Below are 16,102 nucleotides of genomic sequence, written 5' to 3'. Positions count from 1 at the left end.
TCCGCTCAGTACCCCCTCAGGGATCGCACAGCCGGGGCGCCGATCGTTGCCGTGCGAACCACTCTCGTCGAGCTGCCCGTTGGGGCGAACACCCACCTGGAGAACGTGTCATGACGACCCTCGCCCCGCCTCCCGCGCCCGCCCAGGAGGGCAGGCACCGGGCAGCCGCCCCGCCCGCCTCCCGGATGAGAAGGCTGTTCACCGGCGCCCCCGGGGACCCGCGCTGGGCCCGCCCCGCCCTGTGGGCGATCCTGCTCCTCGCGACGGTCCTGTACGCCTGGAACCTGTCCTCCGTCACCGGCAACACCTTCTACAACGCGGCCGTCTACTCCGGGACCAGGAGCTGGAAGGCGTTCTTCTTCGGCGCGTTGGACTCCGGCAGTTTCATCACCGTTGACAAACCGCCGTTCGCGCTGTGGGTGATGGGCCTTTCGGCCCGCGTGTTCGGTTACGGCACCTGGCAGTTGACGCTGCCGATGGTGGCCGTGGGCACCGGCTCCGTGGCCCTGCTGTACCGGCTGGTCAAGCGGGACTTCGGAGCGGTGGCGGGCACGATCGCCGCGCTGACACTGACGCTCACCCCGATCACGGTCGCCATCACCAGGGACACCAACCCGGACCCGGTCCTCGTCCTCCTGATGCTGCTCGGCGCGGCGGCCCTGCTGAAGGCCGTGCGCTCCGGCCGGACGATGCCGCTGGTGTGGTCCGCGGTCGCCATCGGCTTCGCCTTCAACACGAAGATGATGCAGGCGTACGTCGTCCTGCCCGTGTTCTTCGTGGTCTACCTGTGGGCCGCGAACACCTCGTTGGGCAGGCGGATCCGCAACCTCGCCGTGGCCACGGTGGCACTGGTCGTCTCCAGCGCCTGGTGGATGGTGATCGTCGACCTCCTCCCGGCCTCCGACCGCCCCTACATCGGCGGGTCGACCGACAACACCGTCTGGGACCTGGTCATCGGCTACAACGGCTTCGGCCGGATCCTCGGGGCGAGCTCGTCGGTCGGCTCGCAGGGCAACGGCGCGAGCTTCGGCGGCAGTTCGGGCATCTACCGGATGTTCAACGACATCATGGGCGGACAGATCTCCTGGCTGATCCCGTTCGCCGCGATCGCGCTCGTCGGCGCTCTGGTGCTGCGCGGCCGGGCGCCGCGCACGGACGCCCGGCGGGCGGCGCTGATGCTGTGGGGCGGCTGGTTCGTCCTGCACTACCTGACCTTCTCCCTCGCCGAGGGCACCTTCCACCCCTACTACGTCACCGCCATGGCCCCCGGTATCGCGGCACTGTCGGGTGCGGGCGGGGTCATCCTGTACGGCGCCCTCAAGGAGCGGCCGGCGGTCGGGTGGGGCTGGGTGCTGCCGGGTGCGGTCGCCGTCAGCGCGGTCTGGGCGGTCGTACTGCTCCGACGGGCCTCCGGCTCCGGCACGGTGTACACGGTCGCCGAGGTCGTGGTCGCGCTCGCCGGTGCGGCCGCGGTGCTCGGGCTGGCGGCCGGGCGGTTCACGCGGCGGCGGAGGCTGATCGGTCTCGCCTCGCTCGCGGCGGTCGTGGCCCTGCTCGCCGGTCCTGCCGCCTACTCGGTCTCGACGGCGACGACGGCGAGCACCAACGGCACCAACCCGACGGCCGGCCCCAGTACCGGCGGCGGCATGGGCGGCGGCCCCGGTGGTGGCGGCATGGGCGGCGCGCCGAGCGGATCAGGCGTCGGCGGAGGGCAGTCCATGGGGCAGCCGCCGACCGGTACCGGGAGCAGCAGCCGGTCGCAGGCCGGACGTAGCGCTGAAGGCATGGGCGGCGGCATGGGCGGTGGCGTGAGCTCCGCGATGATCACGTACCTGAAGAAGCACCAGGACGGCGCCACCTGGCTGGTGGCGGTGGCCACCGACCAGACCGCGTCCTCGATCATTCTGGAGTCGGGGCAGCCGGTCATCTCCATGGGCGGCTGGTCCGGCAGCGACAACGCGATGACGCTGGCCAAGCTCAAGAGCCTGGTGAAGTCGGGCAAGCTGCACTACGTCGTCGTCAGCAGCCAAGGCGGCGGCCAGGGCACCGACTCCGCTGTCTCCACCTGGGTCAAGGCCCATGGAACGGCGGTGAGCGCCTACAGCGGCCTGTACCGCCTGGACGCCTCCGACGTCGCCTGACCCTCTTCCCCACCCCATGAGCGGGCGGGCCGCCGGACTCCCCCGCCGGCGGCCCGCCCTTCGGCTCATCCGGGTGCCGGATCCTCCCGCGCGACGGGGAAGCCCTCCGTGCGCAGCACCTGGCCCCCGGTGTCCACGGCGAACACCTCGCACCCGGGGAGCGAGGCGGCCCAGCCGATGCCCTCGGTGCCCATCGCGAAGGCGGCCGTGGCCACCGAGTCCGCCTCGGTGAGCGAGGGGGCGACGACCGTCAGGCTCAGCAGCCCGGTCGCCGGACGTCCGGTCCGGCCGTCGACGATGTGGTCGCCGCGCTCGTAGCGGGCGGAGGTGGCGACGGCGCCGTCGGTCAGTTCCAGCACCGCGCACAGTTTGTCGGCGTGCTCGGGGTGCCGTACTCCCACCCGCCAGGGCCCGCCGGCGGCGACCACGTCACCGCCGGCGTTCAGCACGAACCGTCGTGCCCCGGCCGCCCGCAGCAGGTCGGCAGCCCGCTGCACGGACCAGCCCTTGACCACCGCGTTGGGGTCGAGCCCCCGCCCCGGCAGCCGCGCGTCGAACGCGCCGCCGGTCGCCCGGCGGTAGTGCTCGCACAGGTCGAGGACCTCGACGAGGTCGTCGCTGAGCTCGTGCCGCTCCAGTTCACCGCGGTCGTGGCGGCACACCTCGCTGTCGGGCCGGTAGGGGCTGAACCGGGCGTCGACCTCGCGCAGCCACGCGAAGACCTCGTCCGCGGCCCGCTCGGGTACGTCCTCGTCGTCCACCCGCAGCGAGACGGGAAAGCCCATGACGTGTTCGACCCGGTGCACCGGATCAGCCTCTCACGTCGATCGCGGCCTGCAGGGACTCCTTGTAGGCGTCGCTGGTGATCGTCGCGCCGGACACCGTGTCGATGTCCGCGCTCTGCGCCCGCAACGTCTCCGCGACCAGTTTCGGCACGGCGGCCGTCGTCTGGGGGTGGTTCGGCTGCTGGAGCATGCGCACGGCGGTGATCCGGTCGCCGTCGAAGGTGACCTGGACCTGTACCGGACCCTTGTCCGTCCGGATCGTCGTCCCCTTGACGACGGTCCCAGACGAGGTTCCCGACGAGCTTCCCGTGGAGGCGGACGCGGACGGTGTCGTGGCCGGGGCGCCGGCCGACGGCTCGTAGCGCCAGACCGGGACCAGGCCCGCGATGCTCAGGACGACGACAGGTATGGCTCGCTTCACGATGTCTTTCCCGTCTTCCTCATCCGGCCAGGCTGAAGCGCTCGAAGTGGACCTGCCGCTTGGGCACGCCCAGCTCGTCCAGGGTGCGCAGCACCGCGTTCATCATCGGCGGCGGTCCGCACAGGAATACGTCCCGCTCGGCGATGTCCGGCACCAGCCGGGCCAGTTCGCTCGGCGCGAGCTTGTCGGGGACCGGCGGCCCGGTCACCAGGTGCAGTTCGGCGCCCTTGGCGAGCGCGAGGTCGCGCAGTTCGTCGTAGAGGACGGCGTCGCGTTCGGAGGCGACGCGGTAGACGACGACCGCGTGGCCCTCGATGTCCTCCAGGATGGCCCGGATGGGGGTGACGCCGACGCCGCCCGCGATGAGCAGGGACTCGGTCCTCGTGCGGTGCAGGGTGGTGAAGGCGCCGTAGGGGCCCTCGGCGAAGACGCGCGTGCCGGCCTTCACGTGGCGCAGGGCGGCGCTGCCCGCGCCGGCCGCCTTCGCGGTCAGGCGCAGGGTGTGGCCGTCGGGGGCGGCGGAGAGGGAGAAGGGGTTGGCCTGCCACCACCGGTCGGGGGTGAGGAAGCGCCACAGGAAGAACTGGCCGGCCCGCGCGGGCAGTTTGTCCAGGTCCTTGCCGGTGATGTGGATCGACACGACGTTGTCGGACTCCGGGACGACCGCCGACACCCGGAACCGGTGGCGGGTGTTGCGCCACAGCGGCAGCACCAGGCGGCCCAGGGCCACCGCGCCCAGCGCCACGGCCCACACCCCGTACCAGTACGTCTTCGCGGCGGACGACGAGGTGAACGTCGTACCGACCGCGACCTGGTGGGTGAAGGCGAGGACCACCGCGACGTAGGTGTAGAGGTGGATGAAGTGCCAGGTCTCGTAGGCGAGTCGGCGGCGGGCACAGCGCGCGGAGACCGCGCCGACCGCGAGGACGATGCCGAGCGCGACGATCGCGCGCAGCACACCCTCGGTGGTCTCGGCGAGGTCGACGAGTTCGGTGACCGGGCCGACGCTGGCCCCGTCGGCGTATCCGAAGGAGATGAAGACGGCGTGCGTGAGGAGCGTCCACAGCAGGGCGAAGCCGGTCCAGCGGTGCCAGGCCGTCAGCCGGTCCATGCCGATACGGCGGTCCAGCCAGGGCAGCCGGGCCACCAGCACCAGCTGAAAGGCCATGACCAGGGCGCCGTAGAGGCCGGCGAGGCGGCCGATGACGATCAGCGCGTTGGAGGCGAAGCCCGCCTGGGCGAAGAAGTAGGCGACCACGGCCGCGTTCGCGGCCAGCACGGCGTACAGGCCCGTGCGGGCCACCACCCTGGGGCGTATCGCCGTGGGGGGCGCAGGGGGTGATTGGACGGTCGTCACGGAACGGCAGCTCCTTGATCGGTGATCCGGATGCCCCGAGCTTCGCTGGCGGGAGCTGTCGAAAACCTGTCGGCCTCCTAACAAGTGCCTGTCGATGTGCTCACCGTCGGCCGCGGGGCAGCCGGCCACCTGCGGTGTGCCGCAGTATGACCGGGTGGAAAAAGTACGTCTCCTCGTCGTCGACGACGACCCGCCCATCGCCGATCTCGTCGCGACCGTCGCCCGCTACGAGGGCTGGGACGCGCTCACCGCGAACTCCGGCGAGGAGGCGCTGAGGCTGGCCGGCGAGTTCCACCCGGACATCGTGGTGCTCGATCTGATGCTGCCGGACCTGGACGGCTTCGGCGTCCTGGACCGGCTGCGGCGGTCGGGCACGATGGTGCCGGTGGTGTTCCTGACAGCGCGGGACGGGGTCGCCGACCGGGTGGCGGGGCTGACCCGCGGCGGGGACGACTACCTGGTCAAGCCGTTCGCGGTGGAGGAGCTGATGGCGCGGCTGCGGACGGTGCTGCGGCGCAGCGCCGGGCCCGGCTTCCAGCGCTCGGTGCTGCGGGTGGCGGACCTGACGATGGACGAGGACACCCGGGAGGTCCGCCGCGGCGAGAAGCTGCTGACGCTGACCCCCACCGAGTACGAGGTGCTGCGCTTCCTGATGCGCAAGTCGCCGACGGTGATGACGAAGGCGCAGATCCTGGACCACGTTTGGGAGTACGGCTTCGGGGGCCGCTCGAACGTCGTCGAGCTGGTCGTCAGCCGGCTGCGCCGCAAGCTGGACGACACGGGTGAGCCGCTGATCCACACGGTACGGGGATTCGGGTACGTCGTCCGGCAGGCGGCCGAGTGATCGGCCGGTTCCTGCGGTCGTACCGGCGGCTGCGGCTCGGCACCCGGCTGGCGCTCGGGCTCGGGGCGCTGGCGCTGGTGGTGTTCGCGGTGGTCGGCACAGCCCTGACGACGTACATGCGGGACTATCTGTCGGCCCAGCTCGACGACCAGCTGGGGCTCGCCCAGGTCGCCCAGTCCAAGAGCATCGCGGAGAACGGCACGCTGGCGGGAAGAAGTACTACCGCTGGTACTACGCGGTGTACGACGTGTCGGACGGCCGGGCCGTGCTGCGCAGGCCCGAGGAGAGCGGCGACCTGCCCGCCGACATCGCGCCCCTCACTTCCCTGGCCGAGGCGCAGGCCACCTCGAGGACGGAGAGGCTGCGCACCGCGAACCTCGCGGGCCAGGGCGAGTACCGGCTGCGGGCCTGCGAGGTCGAGCCGGGGGTGGTGCTGGTCAGCGGGGCGCCGATGGACGACATCGACGCGACGGTACGGCGGCTGATCACGGTCCAGGTGGTGGCGTTCGGGCTGGCGCTGGCGGCGCTGGTGGTGTTCGGCCGGCGGATGCTGCGCCGCGGGCTGAACCCGCTGAGCGACATGGCGCACACCGCGCACGGCATCGCCTCGCACGACCTGACCGAGTCGGCGGCGCGGCTGCCGCTGCGCGCGGACGAGCGGGGCGGTGGCCCGGAGGTCGAGGAGCTGCGCACCGCCTTCAACACCATGCTGGAGCACATCGACCACTCGCTGGCGGTGCGCGCGGAGGCGGAGCAGCGGCTGCGCCGGTTCGTCGCGGACGCCTCGCACGAGCTGCGCACGCCCCTGATGTCGGTACGGGGCTACGCGGACCTCTTCCAGTACGCCGCCGCCAACGCCCCCGAGGATCGCGACCGCCATCTGGTCCGGCTGCGCGCCGAGGCGGCCCGCATGGGCGTCCTCCTGGACGACCTGCTGCTGCTCGCCCGGCTGGACGCGGCGGAGGTGGACGCTCCGCTGCGGCCGCAGGACACGGACCTGGTGGCCCTGGTGGAGGAGGCGGCCGCCGCGTTCCGGGCGAGCCGTCCGGACCGCCCGCTGACCGTGCGGATGGGTCCGGGCCCGCTGAAGCTGCGCCTGGACCCGCACCGCGTCCGGCAGGTGCTGGACAACCTGCTCACCAACGCCGCCGTGCACACCCCGGCCGGTACGCCGGTGTCGGTGGAGGTGGCACTGGAGGGTGACTCGGCCCTGGTCCGGGTGGAGGACGCCGGCCCCGGCATCCCGGCCGAGGACCGGGAGCGGGTCTTCGACCGGTTCTACCGCGTCGACAAGGCCCGCAGCCGTGACCGCGGCGGCAGCGGCCTGGGCCTGTCGGTCGCGAGCGCGCTGGTCCGCGCGCACGGCGGCACGATCGAGCTGCGCGGCGGGCCGGGGGCGACGGTGTTCACCGTGCGGCTGCCGGCGGGGGACGGGGAAGGTCTTACGGAGCGGTGACATGACGGCCGTGCCCGGTCCGCCGGGGCCGCCCGCCGCCCTACGTTGAGCGCATGCGTGTACTGGTCACCGGCGGTGCCGGGTTCATCGGGTCCCATGTCATGACGGCGCTGGAGGCCCACGGGCACGAGCCCGTCGTCTACGACACCCGCGCCGAGCCCCCGTCCGACGTGCGGGATCCCTACGCCCTGCAGCGCGCCCTCGTCGGCGTGGACGCCGTCTGCCACCAGGCGGCCATGGTCGGTCTGGGCACCGGCTTCGCGGACGCGGCCGAGTACGTCTCCCGCAACGACCTCGGTACGGCGGTGCTGCTCACCGCCATGGCCGAGGCGGGCGTACGGCGGCTGGTGCTGGCCGGGTCGATGGTGGTGTACGGCGAGGGGCGGTACGAGTGCGCGCGGCACGGCGTCGTGCGGCCCGGGCCGCGTGCCGTCGCCGACCTCGACGCGGGCCGCTTCGAACCGCCGTGCCCGGTGTGCGGCGCCGAGCTTGCGCCGGGGCTGGTCGGCGAGGACGCGCCGGTCGATCCGCGCAACGTGTACGCGACGACCAAGCTGGCCCAGGAGCATCTGGCGGCCGCCTGGGCCCGCGCCACCGGCGGCACGGCGGTGGCGCTGCGCTACCACAACGTGTACGGCCCGGGCATGCCCCGCGACACCCCGTACGCCGGGGTGGCCTCCTTCTTCCGCTCGGCCCTGGCCCGCGGCGAGGCGCCCACCGTGTACGAGGACGGACGCCAGCGGCGGGACTTCGTGCACGTACGGGACGTGGCGGCGGCCAACGTGGCGGCGCTGGAGGCGGATTCGGCCGGCGGCACGCTGACCGCGTACAACACGGGCAGCGGCGAACCGCACACGGTCGGCGAGATGGCCGACGCCCTGGCCGCGGCCCACGGCGGCCCCGACCCGGTCGTCACCGGCGAGTACCGCCTGGGCGACGTCCGCCACATCACGGCCGACTCCGCACGGCTGCGAGCGGACCTGGGCTGGAAGGCACAGGTCTCCTTCACGGAGGGCATGCAGGAGTTCGCCCTGGCGGGGATGCGGGGGGCGCCTCAGCTCCGGGGTGCGCCTCAGATCCGGGGTGCGCCTCAGATCCGGGGTGCGCCTTAGCGCGGGACGTGTCCTAGCGCGGGGCGAGCGGCGCCGGGCACCGGGGGCCGAAGCGCCGCGGGGCGCGGAAGGCGCCGGACGCCGGGGCGGAAGCGCCACGGGGCGATCCGCGCCGTACGCCAAGGCGAAAGCCTCCCGGGCCGAGCGGCACCCGATCCCGGGAGCGAAAACCTCGCCTGACGCGGAAGGCGCCGGACGCCGGGGCGGAAGCGCCACGGGGCGATCCGCGCCGTACGCCAAGGCGAAAGCCTCCCGGGCCGAGCGGCACCCGATCCCGGGAGCGAAAACCTCGCCTGACGCGGAAGGCGCCGGACGCCGGGGCGGAAGCGCCACGGGACGATCCACGCCGTACGCCAAGGCGAAAGCCTCCCGGGCCGAGCGGCACTCGACGCCGGGGGCCCGAAAGCCTCGCCTGACGCGGAAGGCGCCGGACGCCGGGGGGCGAAGCCTCGCCGGGCGAGCGGCGCCCGACGCCGGGGGTGGACGCCTCGCGGGGCGTGAGGGCCCCGCACGAGCCGGTGGTGTTGCCCGTCAATCAGGAAGCGGCGGCGGGCAGCACCACCTCGAAGCGGCAGCCGCCGGGGACGTTGCGTACGGTGGCCGTGCCCTGGTGGGCCTCCACGATGCCGCGGACGATGGCGAGGCCGAGCCCGGCGCCGGCTGGGGGCGTCCGGGCGTGGGTGCCGCGCCAGCCGGTGTCGAAGACCCGGGGCAGGTCCTCCTCGGGGATGCCGCCGCAGCCGTCGGTGACGGACACGACGACACCGTCCTCGCGCAGCTCCGAGGAGACGGCGACGGTTCCGTCGGCGGGCGTCCGGCGGATCGCGTTGACCAGGAGGTTGCCGAGGACGCGGCTCATCTCCTTGCCGTCCACCTCGACCGGCACGGACGTCACCCCGGCGCCGACCAGCCGTACCCCGTGCTCGCGGGCGAGCGGATCGGCGCCCGCTAGCGCGTCGCCGACGAGGTCGTACAGGGAGATCCGGCTCGGGCTCAGCGCCAGCGCGCCCGCGTGGATGCGGGAGAGCTCGAAGAGGTCGCCGACCATGTCGTTGAGGCGCTCGACCTCGGTGCGCATCTGCCTCAGATAGCGGTGCGGGTCGGCGGCGACGCCGTCCTCCAGGGCCTCGGACATGGCGCGCAGGCCCGCCAGCGGGGTACGCAGGTCGTGGGAGATCCAGGCGACCAGCTCGCGCCGTGAGGACTCCAGGGCGCGCTCGCGGTCCCTGGACTCGGCGAGCTTGGCGCTGGTTGCCACCAACTCCCGGCTGAGCGCGGCGAGTTCGGCGGTGGCGGGCCCGTCGGGCGAGGTGAAGTCGCCGCCGTCGCCGAAGGAGCGGGCGGCGAGGGTGAGGGCGCGGCTGCGGGCCGCGACCCAGCGGCCGAGCAGCACGGCGGTGGCCAGGGAGACCACGGCGGCCATCGCGACGACGGTCGTGACCACCTTCAGGTCGTGCCCGGACAGGAACATGGCCTGGGCGACCGCGAGCGTGCCCGCGAACATGGCGGCGACGCCGACGCCCGCGACGACGCCGAGGTGCAGGGCGAGCGAGCGGCGCCGGATCAGCAGCAGTACACCGGCGCCGAGCAGACCGGCCACGGCGGCGCCGAGGAAGGCGAACAGGGCGATGAGCAGGTTGGCGCGCACGGTCAGGCCCCCTGGTCCGCGGCGTCGAAGCGGTAGCCGACGCCCCACACGGTCTGGATCAGTCGCGGCCGCGCCGGATCGTCCTCCACCTTGCCGCGCAGCCGCCGCACATGGACGGTGACGGTCGACAGGTCGCCGAAGTCCCAGCCCCACACCTCGCGCATCAGGTCCTCCCGGCTGAAGACCTGCCCGGGGTGCCGCAGGAAGAAGGCGAGGAGGTCGAACTCCCGGATGGTGAGGGCGAGTTCGGTGCCGTCCTTGAGGGCGCGGCGGGCCGACGGGTCGACCGAGAGGCCGGCCGCGCGCAGGGTGGCGGAGGGCTGGGAGGGGCGGGTGCGGCGCAGTACGGACTCCACGCGCAGCACCAGTTCCCGGGGGCTGAAGGGCTTGGTCACGTAGTCGTCGGCGCCGACCTCCAGGCCGAGGATGCGGTCGTCCTCGTCGCCGCGGGCGGTGAGCATGATGACCGGCACGGGGCCGCGGCCGCGCATGCGCCGGCACACCTCCAGCCCGTCCATGCCCGGCAGCATGAGGTCGAGGACGACGAGGTCGGGCCAGTGGGCCTCGGCCCGGGCGAGGGCGTCGGGGCCGTCGCCGGCCCGGTCGACGACGTATCCGGCCCGGTCGAGATAGCCGGTGACGACCTCGGCGACGGTGGGGTCGTCGTCGACGACGAGGACCCGGGCCCCGCCCCGCCCGTGTTGCTGCAGCTCCATACCGCCAAGCCTCGCATCCACCGCCCCGAGCCGCCGCACCACCGCCCGAACGTCCGGCTTCCGTAAGAACCCCCGGCCCGCGAACGGCCTCGCGAGGCAGCCGACCGGCCGCCGTTCGCCCATGCCCCCACGCGCCGGGGATCCGCGCTCCGCCGACGGTCTCGCGGCTCGGGCGACCGGACACCCGCCCGACGCCCCCCGCCCGACGGGCCCCGCAGCCCGCGGAGCGGTCAACTCGCCGCCGCCGCACGCCTGTCGACGTCCGCGTTTCGTAAGGAGCCGGTGCCCTTTTCGTCCGTTTCGTGATCGTAGGGTGAGAGCCGTGACGAGCCCATCCGCTTCCGCACCCCCGACGACGTCCGTGGACGTCGTCCTTCCCTGTCTCGACGAGGCCGAGGCCCTGCCCTGGGTACTGGAACGCATCCCGCCCGGCTGGCGTGCCCTCGTGGTCGACAACGGCTCCACGGACGGCTCGGCCGACGTCGCCCACGCCCTCGGGGCGAGCGTCGTGCGCGAGGAACGCCGCGGCTTCGGCGCCGCCTGCCACGCGGGCCTGGCCGCCGCCACGGCCGACGTCGTCTGCTTCTGCGACTGCGACGCCTCCCTCGACCCCGCCGACCTGGTGCCCTTCGTCGACCGGATCGCCGCGGGCGAGGCCGACCTGGTCCTCGGCCGGCGCCGCCCCGAGAGCCGCGGCGCCTGGCCCGCGCACGCCCGCGCCGGCAACCTCGCCCTCACCCGTCTGCTCCGCCGCCGCACCGGCGTCCGCCTGCACGACCTGGGCCCGCTGCGCGCCGCCCGGCGCGAGGAGCTGCTCGGCCTCGGCCTCACCGACCGGCGCAGCGGCTACCCCCTGCAGATGGTCGTCCGCGCCGCCGACGCCGGCTGGCGCGTCGCCGAGTACGACGTCCCCTACCTCCCGCGCACCGGCGCCTCCAAGGTGACCGGCACCTGGCGCGGCACCTGGCAGGCGGTGCGGGACATGAGCCGGGTGCTGGCCGAGCCGCCCGTGGCACCCCGCGTACCGGAAGGAGCCCGCCCGTGACGTCACCGGTCACCCTGCTCGTCATCGCCAAGGAGCCCCGGCCCGGACGGGTCAAGACCCGGCTGACGCCGCCGTTCACCCCGCGGGAGGCCGCGGGGCTGGCCGAGGCGGCGCTCGCCGACACGCTGGACGTGGTCGCGCGTACGCCGGCCCGCCGCCGGGTGCTCGTCCTGGAGGGCACGCCCGGCCCCTGGCTGCCGCCCGGCTTCGAGGTCGTACGGCAGTGCGCGGGCGGTCTGGACGAACGGCTGGCCGCCGCCTTCGCGCACTGCGACGGCCCGGCCCTGCTCATCGGCATGGACACCCCCCAGGTCACTCCCGCGCTCCTCACCGTCGACTTCGCCGGCTGCGACGCGTACTTCGGTCCGGCGGCGGACGGCGGCTTCTGGGCCCTCGGCCTGGCCGCACCCGACCCCGGCCTGCTGCGGGGCGTTCCGATGTCCACGCCGCGCACCGGCGCCGCCCAGCGCGCCCGCCTCACCGGCCTGCGCGTCCGGGACCTGCCGGAGTTGCGGGACGTGGACACGGCGGACGACGCGGAGCTGGTCGCGAGAGCGGCACCGGACGGACGTTTCGCGGCCGCCCACACCCGCCTTGCGGCGGTGCGCCGATGAGCGGCGCCCGGGAGGCCACCGCTCGGATCGGCCGCCCGGCGGACCCCGCCACCCCACCCCGACGTCCCCGCACCCGCCTGCCCGGCCCGCGACCGGCGGACACCGCCGCAACGGCCGCCGCCCCGGGCACGGGCATCACGGGCACCAGCGGCGTCGGTCCCCGCATCACCGTCCCGCGCCCCGACACCCCCGCACCCGGACCGGGCGCCGCCCCGGACCCCGGCAGCTGGTCAAACGACCCCTACTCACGCGCCCTGCGCACCGGCCGGGGTCCGCTCTTCCTGCAGCGGGCCGACGGGTGGCTGCTGCCGTTGGACGTGGAGCGGTGGTGTGCGGAGGCGGACGCCGTCGATCTGGCGGTGCTGCGGCGCTGCGAGGGCGCCGTGCTGGACGTCGGCTGCGGACCGGGCCGGCTCGTCGCCGCGCTGGGCGCCCTCGGCCGGCCGGTGCTCGGCATCGACGTGAGCGCGGCGGCCGTCGCGCGCACGAACCGGCTCGGCGGCCAGGCCCTGCGCCGTTCTGTCTTCGAGTCCCTGCCCGGCGAGGGCCGTTGGGGCACCGCACTGTTGATCGACGGCAACGTGGGCATCGGCGGCGACCCGCAGGCGCTGCTCGACCGGACGGCCCAACTCCTCGACACCAACGGCTTGTTGATTGCCGAGACGGTGCCCGGTCCGGATGTCGACGAGCGGGTGCGGGTGCGGGTCACCGACGCCCGGGGAGCCGTCGGCAGCCCCTTTCCCTGGGCACGGGTCGGCACGCCGGCCCTGCTGCGGCTCGCGGAGCGCGCGGGCTGGCGTGCCGTCGATCAGTGGGCGGCCGGCGGCCGCTGCTTCGTCGCCCTGCGCCGGTGCGACGCCCGCAGCACGAACAGCAGCGCCGAGCCGCCGAACAATGCCGCGCTCACCAGCAGCCAGCGGGCCGGATAGCCGTCCGATGACAGGCCGGTGGCATGGCCGTAACGGCCTGCCACCTGCCCGCTGATCAGCGGGAACCACACGAGCAGGAGCAGCAGCGAGAGCGCGGCGGGCACGCGCACATAGGCCACCGCCCGCCGCCCGCGCGCTCCGGCGCCCTTCACCAGGGCGCGGTCCGCCGCCGCGTACAGCGGAAGCAGCACCAGGTCGTGCAGGAGCGCCGCGCCCACGAACCACAGTGCGACGCCGAACCAGTCCCCGTCCAGCAGTCGCACGCCCGCGTACACCGCGAGCGCGAACGAGCAGACGAGCAGCAGGAGTTGGAGCGGGCTGCCGATGACGATCCTGGGGCGCATCACAGGTCTCCGAAGGTCAGCGCGGCCACCCACTTGGTGTTGAGCACACCGGGTGCCGCGGGCACGATGATCCGCGCCGGGTGGCCGTGGTCGGGGGTGAGGTCCTCGCCGTTGACGGACAGGGCGAGCAGGGAACGGGGATCGGCGACCTGGTTGGCCCGCAGGGCGGCCCGGCGGAACGCGCCGTGCCGTTGCAGCGACTCGACGAGGACGTCGGGCGGATCGGTGTCGTGGCCGACGAGCGCGGCGAGGTCCCGCAGCCGTACGCCACGCCACCACTGGTCGGAGGTCGACCAGCCCTCGACGCAGGCGATGGGCAACGCGGCACTGTGCAGGGGCATCTGCAGCAGCTCGGCGCGGCTGAGCCGGACGGTTCCGCCGCGCCCCTTCACCACCAGCCGCCAGGCGTCCTCGCCGGTCTCGGCGGGGCGGATCCCGGCGTAGGCGGCGGTCTTGTTGATCTGGAAGCCGCCGGGTCCGCCGCCCGGGTCGCTGCGGCCGTGCGGGGCGAAGAGCGCCGTCCAGCGCAGCGCGTCGACGCTCTGCCCGGCCGTGGTGGCGAACAGCAGCAGCGAGCCGCCGCCGACCAGGCCGAGCGCGCCGCGCCGGGAGACGGTCGCCGGGTCCGGGTCCGGGGCGGTCAGCCCGGTGGGCTCGGCGCGCTCGGTCACCTCGGCCGGCTCCGCACGCTCGTCCCGCATTTGCCGCAGGTTGCGCAAGGCGGCCGGCGTCTTCAGCACGGCGTGGGCGACGAAGGCGGCGAAGAAGATCCAGGCGCCGTAGAAGTGCAGCGGGTAGAAGGAGCCGGGGAAGACGTAGTCCAGCTGGACGTTGAGCACGCCGGTGACGAACTCGAACAGGCCGCCGCCGACGAGCAGCAGCAGGGAGAGCCGTTCCAGGGCGTGGGCCAGGGAGCGGGCCGGCGGCAGCGTGAACAGCCTGGGCACCACCGACCAGAGTTTGGCCAGCAGGACGGGGATCAGGGTGATCCCGAGGGTGACGTGGACGCCCTGGGTGAGCCGGTACAGCCAGTGCGGGTGGGTCGGCCAGGCGAACAGGTAGAAGCCGAGGACGCCCTTGTCGGGCGTCTTGTCGTTCACCGGGGCCAGGCCCGGGTTGTACGCGGCGTAGGACAGCAGCCCGGTCACGAAGAGCGCGGTGATCCCGACGAGCAGGACGACACCGAGCACCGAGGTGAGCCAGGGGCCCCGCAGCGGGCTGCGCCAGAAGCGGGGGGAGAAGGGAGAGAAACGCGACGGTTCCATGCCCCGACCGTAGGTCCGCGCGCCCCCGGGAAGGGGCTTGCGAACCATGACGAAACTCTGACGTCCACGCATGTCAGCGCTCCGGGCGGTGCTGCGCGCCCTAGCGTCGTCGGCGTGTCCCCACCTCCTTCTCACGCATCCCGCCGTGATCTGTACGCCGTCGCGGCGGCCGTGCTCCTCGTCCTGGCGGCGGTGACGATCGGCACCGCGATCCAGCACCGTGACGGCTCGCTCCGCGTGGGGTGGCCGCCGCTCCTGGCGACCTGGGATCCGCATGTGGGCCCCGGCACCCCGGCCGCGATCGCCGTGGCGGTCGCGGCGATCGCCTACGGCCCCGCGCTCGCCGCCCGTCTCCCCTGGCGTCCGCTGCTCCTGGCCGTCTGGGGCGCGTCGATGGCCTGGACGTGGTCGCTCGCGCTCGTCGACGGCTGGTACCGGGGCGTCGCCGAGCAGCTGACGACGCGCAACGAGTACCTCCGGGTGATCGACCGCTTCCACGACATCCCGCGCGCGCTGCGGGACTTCGACCAGCACATCCTGATCGACGCGCCCGCCAACTGGCCCGCCCACGTCGCGGGCCACCCGCCGGGCGCCACCCTCACCTTCGTCCTCCTGGACCACGCGGGCCTGCGCGGCGGCGGCTGGGCGGGCGCGTTCGTGATCACGGTCGGTACGACGGCCGCGGTGGCGGTCCTGATCGCCGTGCGCGCGCTCGCCGACGAGCACCGGGCCCGCCGCGCCGCGCCGTTCCTGGTGCTGACGCCGGGCGCGGTGTGGGTGGGCACGTCGGCCGACGGGTACTTCACCGCGGTCGCCGCATGGGCGGTGGCGTTCCTGGCGCTGGCGGTGACCGGCCGCCGTGCGGCCGCGGCCGGCTTCGCCTCGGGCCTCCTCTTCGGGCTGACCGCCTACCTGTCCTACGGCCTCACGCTTTTCGCGCTGATCGCGGGGGCCGTCCTCCTGCTCGGCGCGCACCGCACCCGTCCCCTCCCGTTCCTGCTCGCCGGACTCGCCGTCGTCCCGGTCGTGTTCACCGTGCTGGGCTTCGACTGGTGGGAGGCGTACCGCCTGTTGGTCACCCGCTACCGCCAAGGAGCGGGCGGCGTACGGCCCTACGGCTACTGGGTGTGGGCCAACCTGGCCTGCACGGTGTTCATCGTCGGTCCGGCGACGGTCGCGGGCCTGCGCCGGACGCGGGTGTCGCGCGCCGACGCCCTCGGGACGCTCGTGGCCGCCGCGTTCCTCGCGCTGCTGGTCGCCGACGTGTCCGGGATGAGCAAGGCGGAGACGGAGCGCATCTGGCTGCCGTTCGCGGTGTGGCTGCTTCCGGCGTGCGCGGCACTGCCCCGCCCGCGCGTCTGGCTCGCGGCCCAGGCGGTGCTGGCCCTGCTCGTCAACCACCTGCTGCTGACGGGCTGGTGAGGG

At 74.1% G+C, this 16,102-nt stretch carries 13 protein-coding genes and 1 pseudogene; 8 read left to right on the top strand and 6 right to left on the bottom strand.

Features of this window, described 5'->3' with window-relative positions; genetic code table 11:
• Nucleotides 1-110: 110 nt before the first annotated feature.
• A complete protein-coding gene (locus tag FBY22_RS07405; RefSeq protein WP_142143411.1) occupies nucleotides 111-2,141 on the top strand; it encodes a glycosyltransferase family 39 protein in 2,031 nt (676 codons plus the stop codon).
• 65 nt (nucleotides 2,142-2,206) lie between these two features.
• Here FBY22_RS07405 and FBY22_RS07400 read toward each other — a convergent pair whose 3' ends face one another.
• From FBY22_RS07400 to FBY22_RS07390, 3 genes are read right to left on the bottom strand one after another with little or no spacing between them, the layout of a single operon-like run.
• Nucleotides 2,207-2,926 (bottom strand): FAD:protein FMN transferase, encoded by a 720-nt coding sequence (locus FBY22_RS07400; protein WP_142147426.1) that lies wholly within the window; start codon nucleotides 2,924-2,926, stop codon nucleotides 2,207-2,209.
• A gap of 25 nt (nucleotides 2,927-2,951) precedes the next feature.
• Nucleotides 2,952-3,347 (bottom strand): FMN-binding protein, encoded by a 396-nt coding sequence (locus FBY22_RS07395; RefSeq protein ID WP_142143409.1) that lies wholly within the window; start codon nucleotides 3,345-3,347, stop codon nucleotides 2,952-2,954.
• A 19-nt stretch (nucleotides 3,348-3,366) separates the two neighbouring features.
• Nucleotides 3,367-4,704, bottom strand: coding sequence for a ferric reductase-like transmembrane domain-containing protein (locus tag FBY22_RS07390; RefSeq protein WP_142143407.1), 1,338 nt, complete (start codon nucleotides 4,702-4,704; stop codon nucleotides 3,367-3,369).
• 154 nt (nucleotides 4,705-4,858) lie between these two features.
• Between FBY22_RS07390 and FBY22_RS07385 the strand changes: the two genes are divergently transcribed.
• The 3 genes and pseudogenes from FBY22_RS07385 to FBY22_RS07375 all read left to right on the top strand — a co-directional run bounded on the left by FBY22_RS07385 (nucleotide 4,859) and on the right by FBY22_RS07375 (nucleotide 8,116).
• Complete coding sequence (locus FBY22_RS07385) at nucleotides 4,859-5,548, top strand: response regulator transcription factor (RefSeq protein ID WP_142143406.1); 690 nt, start codon at nucleotides 4,859-4,861, stop codon at nucleotides 5,546-5,548.
• Nucleotides 5,545-7,004 (top strand): annotated as a pseudogene (locus FBY22_RS07380) (sensor histidine kinase). The gene FBY22_RS07385 and the pseudogene FBY22_RS07380 overlap by 4 nt, the downstream one beginning before the upstream one ends.
• 53 nt (nucleotides 7,005-7,057) lie before the next feature.
• On the top strand, nucleotides 7,058-8,116 hold the full coding sequence (locus FBY22_RS07375) for an NAD(P)-dependent oxidoreductase (RefSeq protein ID WP_142143404.1): 1,059 nt from the start codon (nucleotides 7,058-7,060) through the stop codon (nucleotides 8,114-8,116).
• A gap of 535 nt (nucleotides 8,117-8,651) precedes the next feature.
• Here FBY22_RS07375 and FBY22_RS07370 read toward each other — a convergent pair.
• Together FBY22_RS07370 and FBY22_RS07365 are read right to left on the bottom strand one after the other, a co-directional pair.
• The gene (locus FBY22_RS07370) at nucleotides 8,652-9,764 is read right to left on the bottom strand and encodes a sensor histidine kinase KdpD (protein ID WP_142143402.1); all 1,113 of its coding nucleotides are present in this window, start codon (nucleotides 9,762-9,764) and stop codon (nucleotides 8,652-8,654) included.
• A gap of 2 nt (nucleotides 9,765-9,766) precedes the next feature.
• On the bottom strand, nucleotides 9,767-10,480 hold the full coding sequence (locus FBY22_RS07365) for a response regulator transcription factor (RefSeq protein WP_142143400.1): 714 nt from the start codon (nucleotides 10,478-10,480) through the stop codon (nucleotides 9,767-9,769).
• A gap of 313 nt (nucleotides 10,481-10,793) precedes the next feature.
• Between FBY22_RS07365 and FBY22_RS07360 the strand changes: the two genes are divergently transcribed.
• The 3 genes from FBY22_RS07360 to FBY22_RS07350 are packed head-to-tail and all read left to right on the top strand — an operon-like array spanning nucleotide 10,794 to nucleotide 13,068.
• Complete coding sequence (locus FBY22_RS07360) at nucleotides 10,794-11,525, top strand: glycosyltransferase family 2 protein (protein ID WP_260844735.1); 732 nt, start codon at nucleotides 10,794-10,796, stop codon at nucleotides 11,523-11,525.
• Entirely contained in the window at nucleotides 11,522-12,139 is a 618-nt protein-coding gene (locus FBY22_RS07355) for a DUF2064 domain-containing protein (RefSeq protein ID WP_142143398.1), read from the top strand. Before FBY22_RS07360 ends, FBY22_RS07355 begins: the two co-directional genes overlap by 4 nt.
• Nucleotides 12,136-13,068 (top strand): bifunctional 2-polyprenyl-6-hydroxyphenol methylase/3-demethylubiquinol 3-O-methyltransferase UbiG, encoded by a 933-nt coding sequence (locus FBY22_RS07350; protein ID WP_260844734.1) that lies wholly within the window; start codon nucleotides 12,136-12,138, stop codon nucleotides 13,066-13,068. The genes FBY22_RS07355 and FBY22_RS07350 overlap by 4 nt, the downstream gene beginning before the upstream one ends.
• A 343-nt stretch (nucleotides 13,069-13,411) precedes the next feature.
• On the opposite strand, the gene FBY22_RS07340 is transcribed toward FBY22_RS07350, so the two are convergent.
• Nucleotides 13,412-14,677, bottom strand: a complete 1,266-nt coding sequence (locus tag FBY22_RS07340) for a molybdopterin-dependent oxidoreductase (RefSeq protein WP_174267105.1) — start codon at nucleotides 14,675-14,677, stop codon at nucleotides 13,412-13,414.
• Nucleotides 14,678-14,791: 114 nt separating this feature from the next.
• Here FBY22_RS07340 and FBY22_RS07335 point away from each other — a divergent pair, with 114 nt between their 5' ends.
• Complete coding sequence (locus tag FBY22_RS07335; protein WP_142143394.1) at nucleotides 14,792-16,099, top strand: hypothetical protein; 1,308 nt, start codon at nucleotides 14,792-14,794, stop codon at nucleotides 16,097-16,099.
• Nucleotides 16,100-16,102: the final 3 nt, after the last annotated feature.

This window comes from Streptomyces sp. SLBN-31 (genome assembly GCF_006715395.1).
Taxonomy (GTDB): Bacteria; Actinomycetota; Actinomycetes; order Streptomycetales; family Streptomycetaceae; genus Streptomyces.
This window is presented reverse-complemented; position numbering and strand designations above follow the sequence as displayed.

What these genes read in the sequence shown, in the direction of transcription:
- FBY22_RS07405 (WP_142143411.1), top strand. Translation starts at nt 111, where the DNA reads ATGACGACCCTCGCCCCGCCTCCCGCGCCCGCCCAGGAGGGCAGGCAC.
- FBY22_RS07400 (WP_142147426.1), bottom strand. Translation starts at nt 2,926, where the DNA reads ATGGGCTTTCCCGTCTCGCTGCGGGTGGACGACGAGGACGTACCCGAG.
- FBY22_RS07375 (WP_142143404.1), top strand. Translation starts at nt 7,058, where the DNA reads ATGCGTGTACTGGTCACCGGCGGTGCCGGGTTCATCGGGTCCCATGTC.
- FBY22_RS07365 (WP_142143400.1), bottom strand. Translation starts at nt 10,480, where the DNA reads ATGGAGCTGCAGCAACACGGGCGGGGCGGGGCCCGGGTCCTCGTCGTC.
- FBY22_RS07350 (WP_260844734.1), top strand. Translation starts at nt 12,136, where the DNA reads ATGAGCGGCGCCCGGGAGGCCACCGCTCGGATCGGCCGCCCGGCGGAC.
- FBY22_RS07340 (WP_174267105.1), bottom strand. Translation starts at nt 14,677, where the DNA reads ATGGAACCGTCGCGTTTCTCTCCCTTCTCCCCCCGCTTCTGGCGCAGC.